Source organism: Herminiimonas arsenitoxidans (genome assembly GCF_900130075.1).
GTDB lineage: Bacteria > Pseudomonadota > Gammaproteobacteria > Burkholderiales > Burkholderiaceae_D > Oxalicibacterium > Oxalicibacterium arsenitoxidans.
Genome location: NZ_LT671418.1, coordinates 3768355 through 3784322, shown reverse-complemented (window position 1 = coordinate 3784322; position 15968 = coordinate 3768355). Strand labels below are relative to the sequence as shown.

19 protein-coding genes are annotated in these 15968 nt (G+C 52.4%); 6 read left to right on the top strand and 13 right to left on the bottom strand.

Features of this window, described 5'->3' with window-relative positions; all coding sequences use genetic code 11:
* The 6 genes from BQ6873_RS17935 to BQ6873_RS18160 all read right to left on the bottom strand — a co-directional run.
* Positions 1–578, bottom strand: a 578-nt coding sequence (locus BQ6873_RS17935; RefSeq protein WP_231949459.1) for a phosphotransferase family protein, incomplete at its 3' end; no start/stop codon positions are given.
* Positions 557–883, bottom strand: a complete 327-nt coding sequence (locus BQ6873_RS18180) for a phosphotransferase family protein (RefSeq protein WP_197685190.1) — start codon at positions 881–883, stop codon at positions 557–559. The genes BQ6873_RS17935 and BQ6873_RS18180, both read right to left, overlap by 22 nt.
* Positions 884–993: 110 nt before the next feature.
* Positions 994–1332 (bottom strand): acyl-CoA dehydrogenase family protein, encoded by a 339-nt coding sequence (locus BQ6873_RS18175; protein ID WP_269457249.1) that lies wholly within the window; start codon positions 1330–1332, stop codon positions 994–996.
* The gene (locus BQ6873_RS18390; protein WP_197685188.1) at positions 1314–1649 is read right to left on the bottom strand and encodes an acyl-CoA dehydrogenase family protein; all 336 of its coding nucleotides are present in this window, start codon (positions 1647–1649) and stop codon (positions 1314–1316) included. The genes BQ6873_RS18175 and BQ6873_RS18390 overlap by 19 nt, the downstream gene beginning before the upstream one ends.
* Positions 1624–1908, bottom strand: coding sequence for an acyl-CoA dehydrogenase family protein (locus tag BQ6873_RS18165; RefSeq protein ID WP_197685187.1), 285 nt, complete (start codon positions 1906–1908; stop codon positions 1624–1626). The genes BQ6873_RS18390 and BQ6873_RS18165 overlap by 26 nt, the downstream gene beginning before the upstream one ends.
* 18 nt (positions 1909–1926) lie before the next feature.
* Positions 1927–2382: an acyl-CoA dehydrogenase family protein gene (locus tag BQ6873_RS18160; protein WP_197685186.1), complete on the bottom strand. Its 456-nt coding sequence runs from the start codon at positions 2380–2382 to the stop codon at positions 1927–1929.
* Positions 2383–2495: 113 nt separating this feature from the next.
* Here BQ6873_RS18160 and BQ6873_RS17825 point away from each other — a divergent pair, with 113 nt between their 5' ends.
* Positions 2496–3323, top strand: coding sequence for an SDR family NAD(P)-dependent oxidoreductase (locus BQ6873_RS17825; RefSeq protein WP_076590827.1), 828 nt, complete (start codon positions 2496–2498; stop codon positions 3321–3323).
* A 35-nt stretch (positions 3324–3358) separates the two neighbouring features.
* Here the strand turns inward: BQ6873_RS17825 and BQ6873_RS17820 are convergent, their stop codons facing one another.
* Both BQ6873_RS17820 and BQ6873_RS17815 read right to left on the bottom strand, forming a co-directional pair.
* Positions 3359–3889 (bottom strand): MarR family winged helix-turn-helix transcriptional regulator, encoded by a 531-nt coding sequence (locus BQ6873_RS17820; RefSeq protein ID WP_076590826.1) that lies wholly within the window; start codon positions 3887–3889, stop codon positions 3359–3361.
* A gap of 52 nt (positions 3890–3941) precedes the next feature.
* On the bottom strand, positions 3942–5126 hold the full coding sequence (locus tag BQ6873_RS17815; protein WP_076590825.1) for an acetyl-CoA C-acyltransferase: 1185 nt from the start codon (positions 5124–5126) through the stop codon (positions 3942–3944).
* Between the two features lie 373 nt (positions 5127–5499).
* Here BQ6873_RS17815 and BQ6873_RS17810 point away from each other — a divergent pair, with 373 nt between their 5' ends.
* Complete coding sequence (locus BQ6873_RS17810; RefSeq protein WP_076590824.1) at positions 5500–7128, top strand: AMP-binding protein; 1629 nt, start codon at positions 5500–5502, stop codon at positions 7126–7128.
* Positions 7129–7145: 17 nt separating this feature from the next.
* A complete protein-coding gene (locus BQ6873_RS17805) occupies positions 7146–8006 on the top strand; it encodes an alpha/beta fold hydrolase (protein WP_076593859.1) in 861 nt (286 codons plus the stop codon).
* A gap of 78 nt (positions 8007–8084) precedes the next feature.
* Here the strand turns inward: BQ6873_RS17805 and BQ6873_RS17800 are convergent, their stop codons facing one another.
* From BQ6873_RS17800 to BQ6873_RS17790, 3 genes are all read right to left on the bottom strand, one after another.
* On the bottom strand, positions 8085–8879 hold the full coding sequence (locus BQ6873_RS17800; RefSeq protein WP_076590823.1) for an SDR family oxidoreductase: 795 nt from the start codon (positions 8877–8879) through the stop codon (positions 8085–8087).
* Between the two features lie 65 nt (positions 8880–8944).
* Positions 8945–10183, bottom strand: a complete 1239-nt coding sequence (locus BQ6873_RS17795) for an acyl-CoA dehydrogenase family protein (protein ID WP_083664338.1) — start codon at positions 10181–10183, stop codon at positions 8945–8947.
* Positions 10176–11330, bottom strand: a complete 1155-nt coding sequence (locus tag BQ6873_RS17790) for an acyl-CoA dehydrogenase family protein (protein ID WP_076590822.1) — start codon at positions 11328–11330, stop codon at positions 10176–10178. Before BQ6873_RS17790 ends, BQ6873_RS17795 begins: the two co-directional genes overlap by 8 nt.
* Positions 11331–11545: 215 nt before the next feature.
* Between BQ6873_RS17790 and BQ6873_RS17785 the strand changes: the two genes are divergently transcribed.
* The 3 genes from BQ6873_RS17785 to BQ6873_RS17775 are packed head-to-tail and all read left to right on the top strand — an operon-like array spanning position 11546 to position 14329.
* Complete coding sequence (locus BQ6873_RS17785) at positions 11546–12850, top strand: spinster family MFS transporter (RefSeq protein ID WP_157889192.1); 1305 nt, start codon at positions 11546–11548, stop codon at positions 12848–12850.
* Between the two features lie 58 nt (positions 12851–12908).
* On the top strand, positions 12909–13076 hold the full coding sequence (locus BQ6873_RS17780; protein WP_076593855.1) for a rubredoxin: 168 nt from the start codon (positions 12909–12911) through the stop codon (positions 13074–13076).
* On the top strand, positions 13073–14329 hold the full coding sequence (locus tag BQ6873_RS17775) for an NAD(P)/FAD-dependent oxidoreductase (protein WP_231949401.1): 1257 nt from the start codon (positions 13073–13075) through the stop codon (positions 14327–14329). Before BQ6873_RS17780 ends, BQ6873_RS17775 begins: the two co-directional genes overlap by 4 nt.
* Positions 14330–14399: 70 nt before the next feature.
* Here the strand turns inward: BQ6873_RS17775 and BQ6873_RS17770 are convergent, their stop codons facing one another.
* Together BQ6873_RS17770 and BQ6873_RS17765 are read right to left on the bottom strand one after the other, a co-directional pair.
* Entirely contained in the window at positions 14400–15026 is a 627-nt protein-coding gene (locus BQ6873_RS17770) for a cysteine hydrolase family protein (RefSeq protein ID WP_076590818.1), read from the bottom strand.
* Positions 15027–15047: 21 nt separating this feature from the next.
* Positions 15048–15851 (bottom strand): metal-dependent hydrolase, encoded by an 804-nt coding sequence (locus tag BQ6873_RS17765; protein WP_076593853.1) that lies wholly within the window; start codon positions 15849–15851, stop codon positions 15048–15050.
* Between the last annotated feature and the right edge of the window lie 117 nt (positions 15852–15968).

Genomic DNA, 15968 nt, shown 5'->3' with positions numbered 1-15968 from the left:
TCACGGCCGCTGATCTCGCCGTACTGCTTGATTAAATCGGCACGTGAGACGAAACCATCCCACGGCTCTACCGCTGGTTTGCGCCCCATATCTGGATCGCCCGGCTCGGTCCAGCTAGTCAATATCCAGCCCAGATCAAGCAAGGGATCGCCTAACGTCGATAGCTCCCAATCGATCAATCCAGCCATGCGTGGCTCATCCTTGCGAAACATGACATTGGCGAATTGCAGATCGCCATGAATGATGCCGATATGCGCTTTTTCCGGACGATTACGTTCAAGCCAATCGCCTACTTCATCAATGTACGGTAAGGAAGAACCAGGATAGTTCGGCATCTCGCGATAACCGTCCAATTGCGTGCGCCAGCGCGATACCTGGCGTTCCAGCCAATTATCAGGCTTGCCGAAATCGGACAATCCAACCGCTTGATAATCAACCGCCGCCAATGCCGCTGCTGCTTTAACCATTTCTGGTCCCATCGCTCGACGCCATTGCGGATCGGTGGCGTAGTTACCGGGTAAAGCGCCTATCGGCATGAAACCATCCAAGGCCGCCATCACATAAAACGCTGAGCCGATAACAGACTCATCAGCGCAAGCGGCATGAAACTCCGGATGCGGTACAGCGCTGCCTTCAGCGCCGCCAGAACACGTGCTTCACGCAACATGGTTTCGTTACTGTTGGGCCGCAAATGCTTGGGCGGACGGCGCAGTACGAAGCTAGCGTCTTTTCTACTGAGCAGGAAAATATTATTCTGCGAGCCGCCTGATAGTTTATTCACGGCAGTGATCGGTCCGGTTCCCGGTAACGACTGCGTCGCCACCCAGTCTTGCAAGGATGGCCAATTGAGCAAGCCGTCAAAATCCGAAAGAGAATCTGTCATGTGCATGCACCTTCAATCAATTCAAATGAAGAGAGAAGAAGCGGCGCTGCTCGCCTCTTCCAGTTAGCCCGGCCAATAGCCAGCGCTTCATGATTTCCTGACGTATGTTTTCAATACTGCCCTTCGTACTTCTGACGAGCAGCCTGTGTGCGTGGAATCAGATGTGCGCTAGGGAACAGTCCCGCTGCAGGCTTGTAATTTTTCAGCATCGTCTTGGCAACTGTCGCCTTGTGCACTTCGGTTGGGCCATCCATGATGCCCATCATCACAGCGTACAACCACATATGACCGAGCGGCATTTCGTCAGATACACCAAGCGCGCCGTGCATGTGAATCGCGCGTTGCACGATGTCGTGGAAAACTTTCGCAGCCATCACCTTGATGCCGGCAATCGAAATTTGATTGGATTTGTAATCGTGGCCTTGGTCAATCAACCAGGCAGTCTGCAAGACTTGTAAGCGGAATGTTTAAGTTCTATCCATGAATCGGCGAGATAACCCTGAACAGTTTGCTTGTCGCCCAACATGCTGCCTTTGGTGCTACGGCTGACTGCGCGTTCACACATCATTTCGATGGCGATCTGGCACTGACCGACAGTACGCATCGCATGATGCACACGGCCACCGCCCAGACGCGCCTGCGCTACAGCAAAGCCTTCGCCTTCGCCGCCCAGCAAGGCATCGGCTAGCAGACGCACATTCTCAAAACGAATATAGCCGTGCGAACCTATACCTCCAGGCTCACCGTGTATGCCGGTATTGCGCAAAAATATTGATACCAGGCGTATTCGTCGGCATCAGGAACATCGATGCTCCTTTGTAGATTGGTGCTTTCTTGTCGGTAACGCACATCACAATAAGAAATTCGGCATAGCGAGCATTCGATGCAAACCATTTCTCGCCGCTGATGACCCATTCATCGCCATCACGCACTGCCTTACATTCGAACACACCAGGATCGGCGCCGCCCTGTGGCTCTGTCATCGCATAACAGGAGACGATATCGCCATCCAGCAAAGGCTGCAAATAGCGCTTTTTTGTTCATCAGTGGCCAAACATGGCGATGATTTCCGCATTGCCGGTATCAGGAGCGGCAGTACCAAAAATTGTCGGAGCCCACAGCGAACGACCGAGAATTTCATTCATCAAGGCCAGCTTGACCTGACCATAACCTTGACCACCCAGTTCCGGTCCAAGGTGACAAGCCCACAATCCCTGACGTTTGACTTCTTCCATCAGCGGCTTGGCAATGGCACGTGCTTTCTTGTTGCCAACGTCATAGCAATCACCTGCACTTGGGAACAAACGGTCCAGCGGTTCGCACTCGGCCTCAACGAACACTTTGATCCAGTCGAGCTTCTTTTGAAATTCAGCATCAGTCGAAAAATCCCACATTTGAATCATCTCCTTGATTTTGATGAGGCGGCTACGCCGCACGTTAATGTCATTGCTGTAATAGCCGGCACGACAACCACCGAACAATTGACACAAATATGTCATATTGACAGAATGCTGTCAATAATTAAAAATGACGATGTATTATTTATGTGCAATATTACCCGCATCGGGTCAACTGCTGACGGCCGCTTGCAGGCCAATCATGAAAGGTAAATATGGACAAGAAAGGCAAGGCGCTAGTCACCGGTGCGAATCGCGGTCTAGGCAAGGCAATTGCATTGGAATTAGTCTCTCGTGGCTTCGACGTGATTGCTGGCGTACGCAATCCTGATACAGCAATCGATCTATTGGAACAAGCGCGCAGCCTGCCCGGCACACTTGTCCTTGAACGCATGGATATGGCTGCGCTGGGCGACTATCAACCTCCAGCCGACTTGCGCATACTGGTCAACAACGCTGGTTACCGCGGCCCTTACCTGCCGATAGAGGAAGCAGGCATGGATGAGTGGCGCAGGACTTTTGACACCAATTTTTTTGGCTTGATCGATCTGACACGTAGAGCCATACCAGCACTGCGTAATCATGGTCACGGACTGATCTGCAATATCGGATCGCTGGGTGCGTATGTGCCGTTGCCCTTTTATTCGATTTATCGCACCAGCAAGGTTGCGGTGGCTGCGCTATCGGAAGGCTTGCGTATCGAGCTGGCGCCATTCGGTGTGCGTGTGATCGAGATTCCGATCGGCGGAGTCGATACCGACATGCTGCGCACCGGCATCGCACATCGACCACCGGAAGCAATCGAATATGAACTTTATCGACCGATGGCGCAATCGCAAGCTGCTATGTCCGAAACGGCACGCACCAATGCGCTAGCACCAGAGATCGCAGCGCGCAATGTGGTCGATGAAATGTTCCGTCCGGGTCCGTTACGACGTGCTTGCGATCCTAATGCAGTCAACGGGCTTCCACATATCGATGCCACTACTGAAGAGGAACGCTTGCAGGGAATGTTGCAAAAGTTTGGGGTGGAAAGCGCTTAATAACAATCCTTCAAGCAAACTTGATCGCTTGTCGTTCAGGTCTGCTTGATTTTGCGCCGAGTTACAGTACTTTTCTCTGGCGGCGCATCAAGCTCCTCGTGCGTTGCTTCAGGATGCTCAAGATAGCGTCGCACTTTACGCAGTACGTTTACTGCATGCTCAAGATCCGCGGCACTGACCGCGGTGCCAACACGATCCGTCCACTTGCCTTGAGAATCTGCATTTTGCGCATGCATCTTCAGGCCTGCCTTGGTTGGCGCCAATTGCTTTGCTCTTTTATGATGCGGATTATCTTCGAAGATGACCAGGCCAGTTGCGGCCAGTTCGTTAGCGGTACGTTGTACGGATTGTCGCGTCAGGCCGAGACTACGAGCAATCTTCGCGACTGTCGGCGGCTCACTTGCCCGCACGACAGCAGTCAAAATCAAACCTTGTGAATGGCTTTGCAGGCCACGCTTCTCATTGGCTTCGCGCGAGGCCGACAAGATACGTCCACGCAGACGCAACGTCTCGTCCACCAAGAGTTCGACCAGACGACCAGTCGATGTCGTTAATTTTTTTTCCATAGTTGCGCAGGTTGCCAGCATGACAGCATGTTGTCAACCTGCGACAATCAGATCACAGAACTTCGAACAAACCGGCCGCGCCCATACCGCCGCCAACGCACATACTGACAACGACATGCTTGACGCCACGACGTTTACCTTCGATCAAGGCATGCCCGACTAAACGCGAACCAGTCATGCCGAAAGGATGGCCTAACGGAATCGAACCGCCGTTGACGTTGAATAATTCCGGATCGATACCAAGGTAATCGCGGCAAAACAAGGCTTGACAAGCAAAGGCCTCATTCAACTCCCACAGGCCAATATCACCAACCTTAAGCCCGTGCTTGGATAGAAGTTTTGGAATGGCATAGATAGGCCCTATCCCCATTTCCTCCGGTGCCAAACCCGACACCATCAAACCGCGATAAGCGCCGAGCGGCGTCAGACCGCGCTGCTCGGCCAGCTTCGCTTCCATCATCAAACAAGCCGAAGCACCATCCGACAACTGGCTGGCATTCCCGGCCGTCACACTACCACCTTCAAGAACCGGACGAAGCGCAGCCAACCCTTCCAAGGTGGTACTCGCGCGCGGACATTCGTCTACGGATAAGGTGGTATCGCGATAACTGACTTCTTTTGTGTCCTTATCAAAGATTTTCATCTGCGTCGTGATCGGTGCGATCTCATCTGCAAAGCGGCCAGCCGCCATCGCAGCTGCAATCCGTTGCTGTGAGATCAACGAAAACTGATCCTGAACCTCGCGACTGATCTTGTACTTATTGGCGACAAACTCGGCGGTATCTATCATCTGCATATACGCATGCGGCACCTGCTCTACCAGGCGCGGATCTTTTTCACGCAAGGACCATTCACCATAACTCGGTGCCAATGCACTGACATTTTCCGAACCGCCACCTATCACTATCTCCATGCCATCAACAATGATCTGCTTGGCGGCGGTTGCGATTGCCATCAAGCCAGAAGCGCACTGGCGGTCGACTGTCGAACCTGCCACTGTTACACCCAATCCAGCGGTCAAGGCAGCAGCTCTGGCCAGATTGCGGCCGGAAGTTCCTGCTGTCATGCAGCAACCGATCACTACATCTTCCACCTCCCCACCATCAATACCTGCACGCTGCACGGCATGACTGATGGCGTGCGCAGTCATGGTGGGCGACTTGATATTGTTAAGAGCGCCGCGATGTGCTTTGGCAATCGGTGTTCGCGCGGTGGATACAATCAGTGCTTCACGCATAAATGACTTTCTTTCGGTTGAAAAAAGTTTAGGGCAACGCCATCGCGCCACCACAAAAAGCTGTGCAATACTTCTTGATGCCTCGCATCCAGCCTGTTTTCAGGTCTGTTGAAGCGATGCTGATGTATCAAGAAAACATCATAATTCAAAAACTGGCATAGTGTCAGTTTTTAGACTAAACTATGAAGCGGTTTCACTATCGCGTCAAGAGCAACATCGGCGACGGTCTTCAATACCGCCACCCGAAGTTGCATTGAAATGCGGTAAGGACAAGAACGAGACAGCAGTAAAACGATAGAAGTACACGACGTGCTCGCAGAGGCCGATCGCCGGGCTTACCCGAGCAATTCGATAACAACTAAGGAGATATGGAATGAGCACCGAAACATTGAATGCCTGGACATCCGGTTCGCAAAACACGATCAATCAGGTATTGAGGCAATCGGCGGAGCGCCACCAGGACCGCATTTTTCTGGAGTTCCTCGGTGAGGAATATTCGTTTGCTGATGTCAACCGCCTCGCCTGCCGGCTGGCGAACGGTCTCAACGGTCTAGGCATCCAGAAAGGTGACACCGTCGTCACTCTCATGGACAACTCGGTGGACACCGTCTTGATCTGGCTGGCTATCAATAAGCTCGGTGCGATCAGCGTGCCTATCAATACAGCATTGAAGGGAGAGTTCCTGCGGCATCAGGTTGGAGATGCAGGCGCTAAAGTGATCATTGCCGAGCATGACTATGCAGAACGCGTCGCTGCGATTGCCGACCGTCTGCCGGAACTCCAAACACTGGTTTATCGCGGCCAAAAACCTGAGCTGAAAAACTTCAAGCTGCCGGTACTACCATGGTCAGCAATTCTCAGCGACAACACTGCGGATCAGACTGTCGAAGTCAAACCGGGTGACCTGGCCATGCTGGTCTATACCGGCGGCACTACCGGCCCTTCCAAGGGATGCATGATCAGCCACAACTATTGCTGCAACTTCGCCGGGCAAATGATCACGCTGACAGCACGTACCAAGGATGCAATTACCTGGACGCCATTGCCTTTATTCCACAAGAATGCCGTTGTCTCGACCGTCCTCGTCAATATGATGATAGGCGCGCGCGTATCTATCTATACCCGCTTTTCCGTCTCCAACTTCTGGCCTGAAATCGAACGCACCAAGGCAACCGATGTTGCGATGCTGGCAGCGATGTTCCCGATGCTGGCCAAGGCTCCAGACAATGACGCGATGAAGCGCTGCAAAGGCCAATTGTTTGCAGCATGGGGCGCACCGTTCCCACCTGATATCCAGGCGATCTGGAAAGAACGTTTCGGCGTCAAACATACGGTCGCTGGTGGCTTTGGTCTGACGGAATGCTCTATCGTGTCGACACTGCCATTTGGCACACCAGCTAAACCAGGCAGTTCCGGATTGCGTAACGCAGAATTCGATGTGCGCATCGTCGATGAAAACGATATCGAGCTGCCTCCCAACACAGCAGGCGAAATCATCGTACGCCCGCGCATGCCGCACATCATGTTCGAAGGTTACTGGCGCCGTCCGGAAGAGACGTTGCGAGTAATGAAGAACATGTGGTTCCATACTGGCGATATCGGCATGTTCGACGAAGACGACTATTTCTATTTTGTCGATCGCAAGAAGGATTATCTGCGTCGTCGCGGTGAAAACATTTCCAGCTTCGAAGTGGAAAATGCTTTCCGCGCACATGAAGCCATCGAAGACATTGCTGCACACGCGGTCCATGATCAGCTCGGCGAGGATGAATTAAAGGTGACTATCGTGCTCAAGGCCGGCACTCAACTCGATGAAGAAACCCTATGCCGTTGGTCGGTCGATCACCTGCCCTACTATGCGGTGCCTCGTTACTTCGAGTTCCGCACGGACTTCCCACGCAGTCCAGTTGGTCGCATTCTCAAGTATGAGCTGCGCGATCAAGGCATCACGCCAACAACCTGGGATCGTGAAAAAGCTGGTGTTGTCCTGCAGAAGCGTTGATCACCGACAAGGCCACCATGCACGAAGCAATCCAGCAGCAAATCTTCATCGGTGCTGGCAACAATCGACTTGTTGCCGACGTCGGTGGTGATGCATCTGCACCAGCTGTGATTCTGCTTCATGGTGGCGGTCAGACTCGCCACTCCTGGGGACAGGCACAACGTGAACTAATCAACGCCGGCTACCGTGTGATCTTGTTCGATGCGCGCGGTCACGGCGAATCGGACTGGATGAGCGATGCTGATTACTCACTAGAAGGACAGGTAGGCGACGTCATCGCTGTCGCCCGAGCAGTCGGTGGCAAACCTGCCTTGGTCGGTGCATCGATGGGTGGCGTCAATTCACTGATCGCCTGTGGCAACCATCCGGATTTGGCAAGCTGCCTCATCCTGGTGGATGTCACGCCCAAGCTGGAACCGAAAGGTGTGGAACATATCCATAAATTCATGGCCGGCAATCCGGATGGATTCGCTAGTATCGAAGAAGCTGGAGATGCTGTCGCTGCCTATAACCCGGCACGACCACGACCGCGCAATCTGGATGGTCTACGCAAGAACCTGCGGCTACACGACAACGGTCGCTGGTATTGGCATTGGGATCCGAAGATCATCGGAGGCGATCGCAACGCCAAGTTATCCAACATTTCGACGCAAATGCTGGCAGCATCGGATCGCATCAAGATTCCAGTGGCACTGGTGCGTGGCAAGGAAAGCGATGTAGTCAGTCCGGAAGGCGCGGCCGAATTACGGACACATATACCGCAGCTAGAACTGGCCAATATTCAAGGTGCAGGCCACATGATCGCCGGCGACCGCAATGATGCTTTCAATGCGGCAGTACGCGATTTTCTTGCGCGACACATGCCGACAAAAAAATAGTCAGCCGATTCGGCTGACTATTTTTTACATCAATATCAATACGCTGCGAATATCAAACCCACTCGCGACGCATTCTTATTACCAGGCCGAACGATGCAAGCCGCCGTCTACCGCCATCAGATTGCCGGTAATATAAGACGCCTGTGCCGAGCAAAGGAACACCGCCAGCGACGCCATCTCTTCCGGCTTGCCTGGACGTCCAACCGGAATAAGCCCCTTCAACATATCCATTGCACCATCTGGCGACAGGCCTTTTTCTTCAGCCACATGCTCCAGATATTTATACATGCGCTCACTACCGATCCAGCCGGTACCCAGCGTATTGACAGTAATACCGTATTGCCCAAATTCGTTCGCCAGTGACTTATTGAGTGACACCACAGATGCGCGCGCGGTATTGGCAAGGATGTGCTTGAGTTCAGACGGCGGTTCCTTGGCGGCACCACTACCTATCGTTACCAGTCGTCCCCAGCCTTTCTTTTTCATGTCAGGCAAGGTTTCGCGCGCCAGAAAGACGACGCTCAAGGTGAGATCACGAAACGCATCGACAAAGTCTTCGCCATCATGATCAAAGAAGTCGCCAGGTCCTGGTCCGTGAACATTGGTGATCACAATGTCAGGTGAACCGAAGCTTTCCTTTACAACGGACAAGGCACGTTTGACATCTTTTTCTTTAGTCAGATCGACTGAAATACCAATCGCTTCGCCGCCCGCTTTCTTGATGCTGGCAACAGCTTCGTCGATGGCCTCCTGACCACGTGCTGCAACCACCACCTTGCATCCTTCGCGGCCCAGCATTTCCGCACATTGTCGACCTATGCCTTTACTACCACCAGATACGAAAGCTACCTTTCCTCTGATTCCCAGATCCATGCTGTCTCCTTTTAGTCATTATGATGTCTTACTTTTTTCCCTGCCTTTCCTTACTTTTCATTGCTTCAAACCGTCTTGCGTATCTCTGCTGGCATGTGCAGCACCGCCTTTGCAAGGATGTCACGCTGTACTTCGTTGGCACCCGCATAAATCGTCGCCGGTCGTGCCATCATCAATTGCCAATGCAAATCAGTATGCAGATCGGCAATCCGTACATCACCGATGACACCACCATATTCCGCCGCTATTTCGACGTTGAATTCGGTAATACGCTGCAAGAGCTCGGAGATATATACCTTCAGCACTGATACCTCAGCACCAGGCTGGCCTTCGGTATCCGCGATGCGGTTACATATCTCTGCGTACAGCAAACGATAATCATGCAGATCAGCCTGCAAAACCGACAGTCGATCAGTCACACCCAGATCGTTAGAGAGTCCACGTTGCTCTACCAGCGACTCCGCCAAAGTCAGTGCTTTTGACGCCAATGCAGGACTGCCTAGCCACACTCGCTCGTGGCCGAGCAAGGCCTTGGCAACATTCCAACCTTGATCCAGCTCCCCGACCAGATTCTCGGCCGGTACGCGCACTGCATCAAAGAAGACTTCGCAGAATTCATCCTCACCAGCGATGTTCGCAATCGGTCGGATGGTGACGCCAGGTGCTTTCAAGTCGATCAACAGGAAGCTGATGCCTTGCTGTTTTTTTTCGTAGCGGCCGGTGCGAACCAGCGTGAAGATATGTGTACCTTCGGTGGCATGCGTGGTCCATATTTTTTGTCCTGTCACGACAAAGCTGTCGCCATCGCGCAATGCTTGCGTACGCAAGCTCGCAAGATCAGAACCGGCACCTGGCTCTGAATAACCCTGGCACCAGACATCTTCGCAAGCCAAAATGCGTGGCAGATAATAGCTACGCTGTTCATCGGTACCGCAATGAATCAACGTCGGTCCAAGTTGGGTCTCGCCATTATCGATAATGCGCGCCACACCGAGTCTTTCGATTTCTTCGTAATAGATCAGTTGCTTGCGAAAACTCAGACCCATGCCACCATATTCGTGCGGCCATGCCGGCGCACGCCAGCCATGCTGATTGAGCAAACGCAACCAGTAACGCAAATCTTCACCGCGCAAACGCAGAAACGGTCGGCGATGATTTTGTCGCCACTCGTGCGGATAATGCGTCTCTAGCCAGTTTCTGAATGTGCTACGAAAAACATCATCGGGCAGATCAGCCAGCGTCTGACGCTGCAATGGTGTCGCAGCAAGATTGGTAACCAGATCATCAGCAATAAGTTCAGACATGGGCTACTCCTGCAACAAGGGCCGCACTGGCCTGGACAAAATGTCGACGATGCGCATGTGCATCACCAAGAATGGAAGCTGACTGCATGGCCGCACGCAGATAAAACCCGACATCGACCTCTTCCGCGAAACCCATCGCACCGTGCATCTGTACCGCTTGTTTTGCAACCTTCATTGCAGTATCGCCACAGCGTGCTTTAGCGGCACTGATTGCGGCGTCGCTTGCATGAGAAATGTCGATAGATTCATCTTGAGGCCAGCAGTGCACTGCATTGCGCCAACTCGCAGCCGCCAGCAAGGTATCTATATGCAAATCGACGCAACGATGCTGTATCGTCTGAAAACTCCCGATAGGACGATTGAACTGCACACGCTCGCCGACATACTTGATGGTTTTTTCCAGGCAGCCGGACGCTAGTCCTGCCAGTTGCGCAGACAGCACAATACGGCCTGCCGCCAGAGCACGTCTGAGCGCGGCCTCCGCCGACCGTCCTTGCAACAAGGGGCGCGTATGCAAAATCGGAGCAGCGTCGAAAGTCACAGTGGCATAACTGCCAAGGCCGGACGCGAACAGCTCGTAGCTGACACCAGGTGCATCTGCAGCAACGGCGACGACAGCGGATTCACCGTCATTGCTTACCTGTACCAGCAATACAGAATCTTCTTCCAATGCTGGAACGAAAATTTTTCGGCCAGAAACTTTACCGTCCTTCAATACTGTTTCCGCCTGTTCCACAAACATCTGTCCTGGACGCTCCTGCCATGCCAAGGTAAGAAGTCGTTCCCCGGCGATGATCCACTGAGAAAATTCAATCGCCGCAGCGGCATCAGAAACGCCGTCGTTCAGCGCAACACGTATCAGTTCCGATGGCATACAGACAGCAGTTGCAAAAGGAACTGGGAATAAAGTCCTTCCGAAAACTTCCGACAGCACGACCGCACCATCCAGCCCCAACTCAGAACCACCTACTGATTCCGGCAGGCAGATGCCCAACCAGCCCATTTCCGCCATCTCTCGCCACAAACGGCGATCGACCAGCCGTGGTTTCAGCGAATCCTTCTGCAAATCCGCAGGGTCGTAGCGACCTGCAATATAGGTACTGGCTGCATCCCGCAAGATGCTGGAAATATCGTCTGCCACATCCATTTCAATGCTCTCCTCTATATGCGTAAAAGTCACTCCAGCAAACTTTTCACGTCATTTTTTTATACGTGCTGCACCGAATTCGCGCATGACACAGATCAATAACTAACACTATATCATTTTTTAAATTTATATGGCATTATCAGATCGACCCGGAAGACAAAAAAACAAGCGCCGGCAAAACCATGTTTATTCATTGCATCCAGGAGACCTTGCAAATGAAACTGAACGATCCTGTTGTCGGCGACGAAACGAAAATACAAGTCACAGAAGATGCCGTACCTGCCAAAAGCTGGTACGCCCTCAGCATCCTCACCATGATTTACTCCTGCCACTTTCTTGACCGCACGATGATCTCTATCATTGTCGAACCGGTACGAGCAGAATTCCATTTACACGACAGCCAGATCGGCCTACTAACTGGCCTCGCCTACGGTGCGACTTTCGCCATCGCCGGCATCCCGATCGGGCTACTGATTGATCGCGTCAATCGCATCAAATTGCTTGCCATTCTGGTGACCATCTGGAGCGGCATGACCATCTTGTCCGGTATAGCAAACAGTTACATCCATCTGTTGCTTGCGCGCATGGGTGTCGGCGCTTCAGAAGCTGGCGGTTCCCCAGCCAGTCTCTCGCTTATTTCTGATCTATTCCCGCCTAGCAAACGTTCTACTGCGGTTGGCTATTTCTTTCTCAGCAATGCCATTGGCGCTACCCTGAGCATCATCATCGGCGGCTTTGTTACCGCACAATACGGCTGGCGCACCGCGATGCTGCTGGCTGGTATACCTGGCATTATTCTGGCCGCAGTGTTGATACTGACTGTACGTAACCCAAAACGCGGTGCTACCGACACCAGTGGCATTCCACAGGAAGCGGCTGCCTCCCCCCGCGAAGTGATTTACTTCATAGCAAATAACAAAGCTATGCTGCACTTGCTGGCCGGCGTAGCTCTCATTACTGCGGCGATTGCCACCATCGGTGCATGGTTACCTTCTTTTGGCATGCGTTTCCACGGCCTGTCGATCAAGGAAGCCGGCATCATGGCCGCGCTGGCCGGTGGCTTCTTCGCTGCAGCCGGATCAGTACTCGGCGGCATGCTTAGCGACAAGCTCGGCAAAGGTGGTGCAAGACGACGCATCGACCTCTGTTTTTTCATTTGCTTCGGCATTTTGCTATTGGGTTGTGGCGGCGCGCTGCTCAAGCACACATCTTTGGCGATGGGTATGTTCTGTTTCGCAATGTTTGTGGCGTTTGCGATTTTTCCAGCCGCTTTCGGCAGCATGCTGAGCTTAGCCAAACCAAATATGCGCGGCACCACGTCGGCCACCATGCAAGTCTGCACAAATCTGATCGGCTACGGCATGGGACCATTCCTGGTCGGCATACTGAGTGACTTTTACGGCGGCGATCAATCACTGCGTTATGCCATCGCCACCGTGATCTGTATTAGTTGCCCTTGGGCCGCTGTACATTTCATCCTTTCGGCACGCGCCTATGGCAAACTCCAACGCGAACTCTGAGCCATGGATAAAGGCTCTCGTTTAATAGGCTGCAAATAATATTTTTAAGGAGAACAGAGTGAAGAAGTGGCAATGTTTTTTTTGCGGATTTTTTTACGACGAAGCGGCCGGTTTGCCTGACGAAGGCATCGCACCCGGTACTCGCTGGGAAGATGTGCCCGAAAACTGGGCTTGTCCTGAATGCGGCGCGACCAAGAACGATTTTGCCATGATAGAAGTCGCGTGACAGTCGACAACACAACAGTATTGGTGGTCGGTGCCGGACATGCCGGAGCTGAAGCGGCAACCGCAATACGTCAGGCTGGCCATGTCGGTCGCATCGTACTGGTAGGAGAAGAAAACTCTCTCCCCTATCATCGTCCGCCGCTATCAAAAGCTTATTTGGCCGGAACCGCCACTGCCGAGACTTTGTTGCTCAAAGCTCCTGCTGTTTACGAAAAAGCCGACATCGAAATCCTATCCGGCATACGTGTCGAAAGCATAGACCGAGCGACCAAAACGGCAACATTGTCTGACGGCACTCAAATCGTCTATTCGAAGCTGGTACTCGCCACCGGCAGTCGCCCGCGTCCGCTAAGTGCTGCCGGACTCAATGCCGACGTCAAACCGTCTAATCTTTTTTATTTGCGTACGCTGAACGATGTACAAGGCATGCGCGAACATTTCGTCGCAGGAGCACGACTGTTGATCATCGGTGCCGGCTATATCGGCCTCGAAGTCGCTGCCGTCGCGATCAAATCCGGCTTGCAAGTCAGCATGTTAGAAACGCAGTCACGCGTGCTGGCGCGTGTGGCAGCGCCTGCCATCTCGAGCTTCTTCGAAAAGTTGCATCGCGATGCGGGTGTCGAGATACGTGTTGATGCTCAAATTGAAAATATCCAACTAGACAAGAACGGCAACATCCAGTCGGTCAACCTCGCTGACGACAGCGAAATTGCCGTCGATCTGATCATTGCGGGCGTCGGTGTCATTCCCAATTGTGAACTGGCCAGCAATGCATGTCTTGAAGTCGATAACGGCATCGTGGTCGATGAATTCATGTGCACGTCCGATCCGGACATTCTTGCCATAGGCGATTGCTCCAATCATCCGAATCCCATCTATGCGCGTCGCATACGCCTGGAATCAGTGCCGAATGCACTGGAACAGGCACGCGTCGCTGCAGCTGTCATTTGCGGGAAACCGCAGCCATATGCATCGATCCCTTGGTTCTGGTCCGACCAGTACGAAACCAAGCTGCAAATGACCGGCCTGTCGCAGGGATACGATCGCACCGTGACGCGTGGTTCGCCAGAGGATAAATCCTTTGCCGTTTTTTATCTGCAAAACGATGTTGTGATTTCGGCTGACTGTCTTAATCGCCCTCAAGAATTCATGCTGGCGAAAAAACTGGTCGCGCTACGCCGCGCTGTTGATCCGGCACAATTGGCAGATGAAAATCTGCCGCTGAAGTCTTTACTGGAATCGCTCTCCGCCTGAGGCTGACAAAACTGCGTCAGCTTCACGGCAGTGAGCTCCCGTTTTTCTATCTGAAATATTAGCGGTTAATTCAAGCAGGATGATATTGGCCAATAACCTCTATCACCGTATCGCTGTTTGTCACTGTCGTATATAGCGGCAAAAGTTGCTTTGATAAAAAAGCATGCGACTCGGCCGATGCACCGGCAATGCAATCTTCCGGCACGACCACTTGATAACCTAGATCAGATGCACAAAGCGCCGAACCATTTATGGCGACGTTGGTAGAAACACCAGCAAGAACCACCGTCTGCACACCCATATTACGCAGAATTTGATCGAGATCTGTGCCGTGAAATGCAACCAGACTGTAGCTTCTGGCGTGCAGAATGTCACCAGGCTGTACCGGCAGTTCCGGCACCGATTCGACATCCACACTACCGATTTTCATGCGGCCATTCTTGACCGACATACCCATGATGACGCTGGTCACCGGCAAATCCGCATAGTCTGTCCTATGCACCACATGCAGATGCACAACAGGCAGTCCGGCTGCACGAAATTCATCTGCAAGTCGTGAAATTTTCTTGACGATGCCACGCGTATTGACTTGTTCAACCAATCCGGGGAACGATGACAATTCTGCTTCGATCACACCACGCTGGCACTCACTGATCAGCAAAGCTGCCTTCTGCCCTTTGTTCAACCCTCTTATCATGGATATCTTTGGCTTAAATTATTAGAACTGCTGCAAATACGCATCCATACCAGCTGGCGCGACTTTTTTGCCCGGATCGTAGAATGGTGACAAAGTACCCAGCATGCGTGGCAAGGATGCTTTGGAGACGCGCTTGGCAACTTCCTTCTGACGCTCGATGGATTGCGCCACCTGTTCAGGTGTCATACCTTTGCGATCCTGACTGATCAGGAATTCTTCCAATATCGTCGTATGGGTACGGATATGTTTGACGGCATAAAACAGACCATACAAGCGATACAGCCAGGCAAAGAAGCCACGACCACAGATAGCCTGATACACCTGGAATGCAACTTCCCGATGTTCAAATTCTTCTGCCAGATGCCATTTCCACAGATCGACAGCTTCCTTATCGGCCCCATCTAACAGATCACCCAAATCTTCAAAGAACACCAGAGCAGATGCAGAGCCCATGGCCTCGAAACCTTCGGCATAGGCCAGGTTAAAACGCAGTGATTTCTCTTTCAGGAAGCGATCGTAGTCAGCGCGATAAACATCTTCGATCGCTTTCATTCCTTCGTAGCCTTGGGCATACAGGGAATTATTGAATGCCAGATGCTGCTTGCAATGCTGGACTTCCTGCTTGATGAAGATATCCAGATCTTCATGCAGCTTTTTATGTTTGGGATCGAGGACCTTCTTGGCCTGTATCATGACCTTGACCAAATATGGTTCGATATGAGCGGGCACTGTGGATGCTGAGTTATAGCGCTGCGAGAACTCTATGCTGCTGGCCCAATGGGCACGCACCTTGGAGAAGTCCAGCTTGGGGAAGCGTACTTTCATTTCTGTCTCCTGCAACAGTCATCCGATATGACGCGATGCCGTGCAAAAAATAATTATTATTTTCTGAATTCATCTGACCGTCGCGCATAACAACGCAGGCGGAACCGGTATTCATAC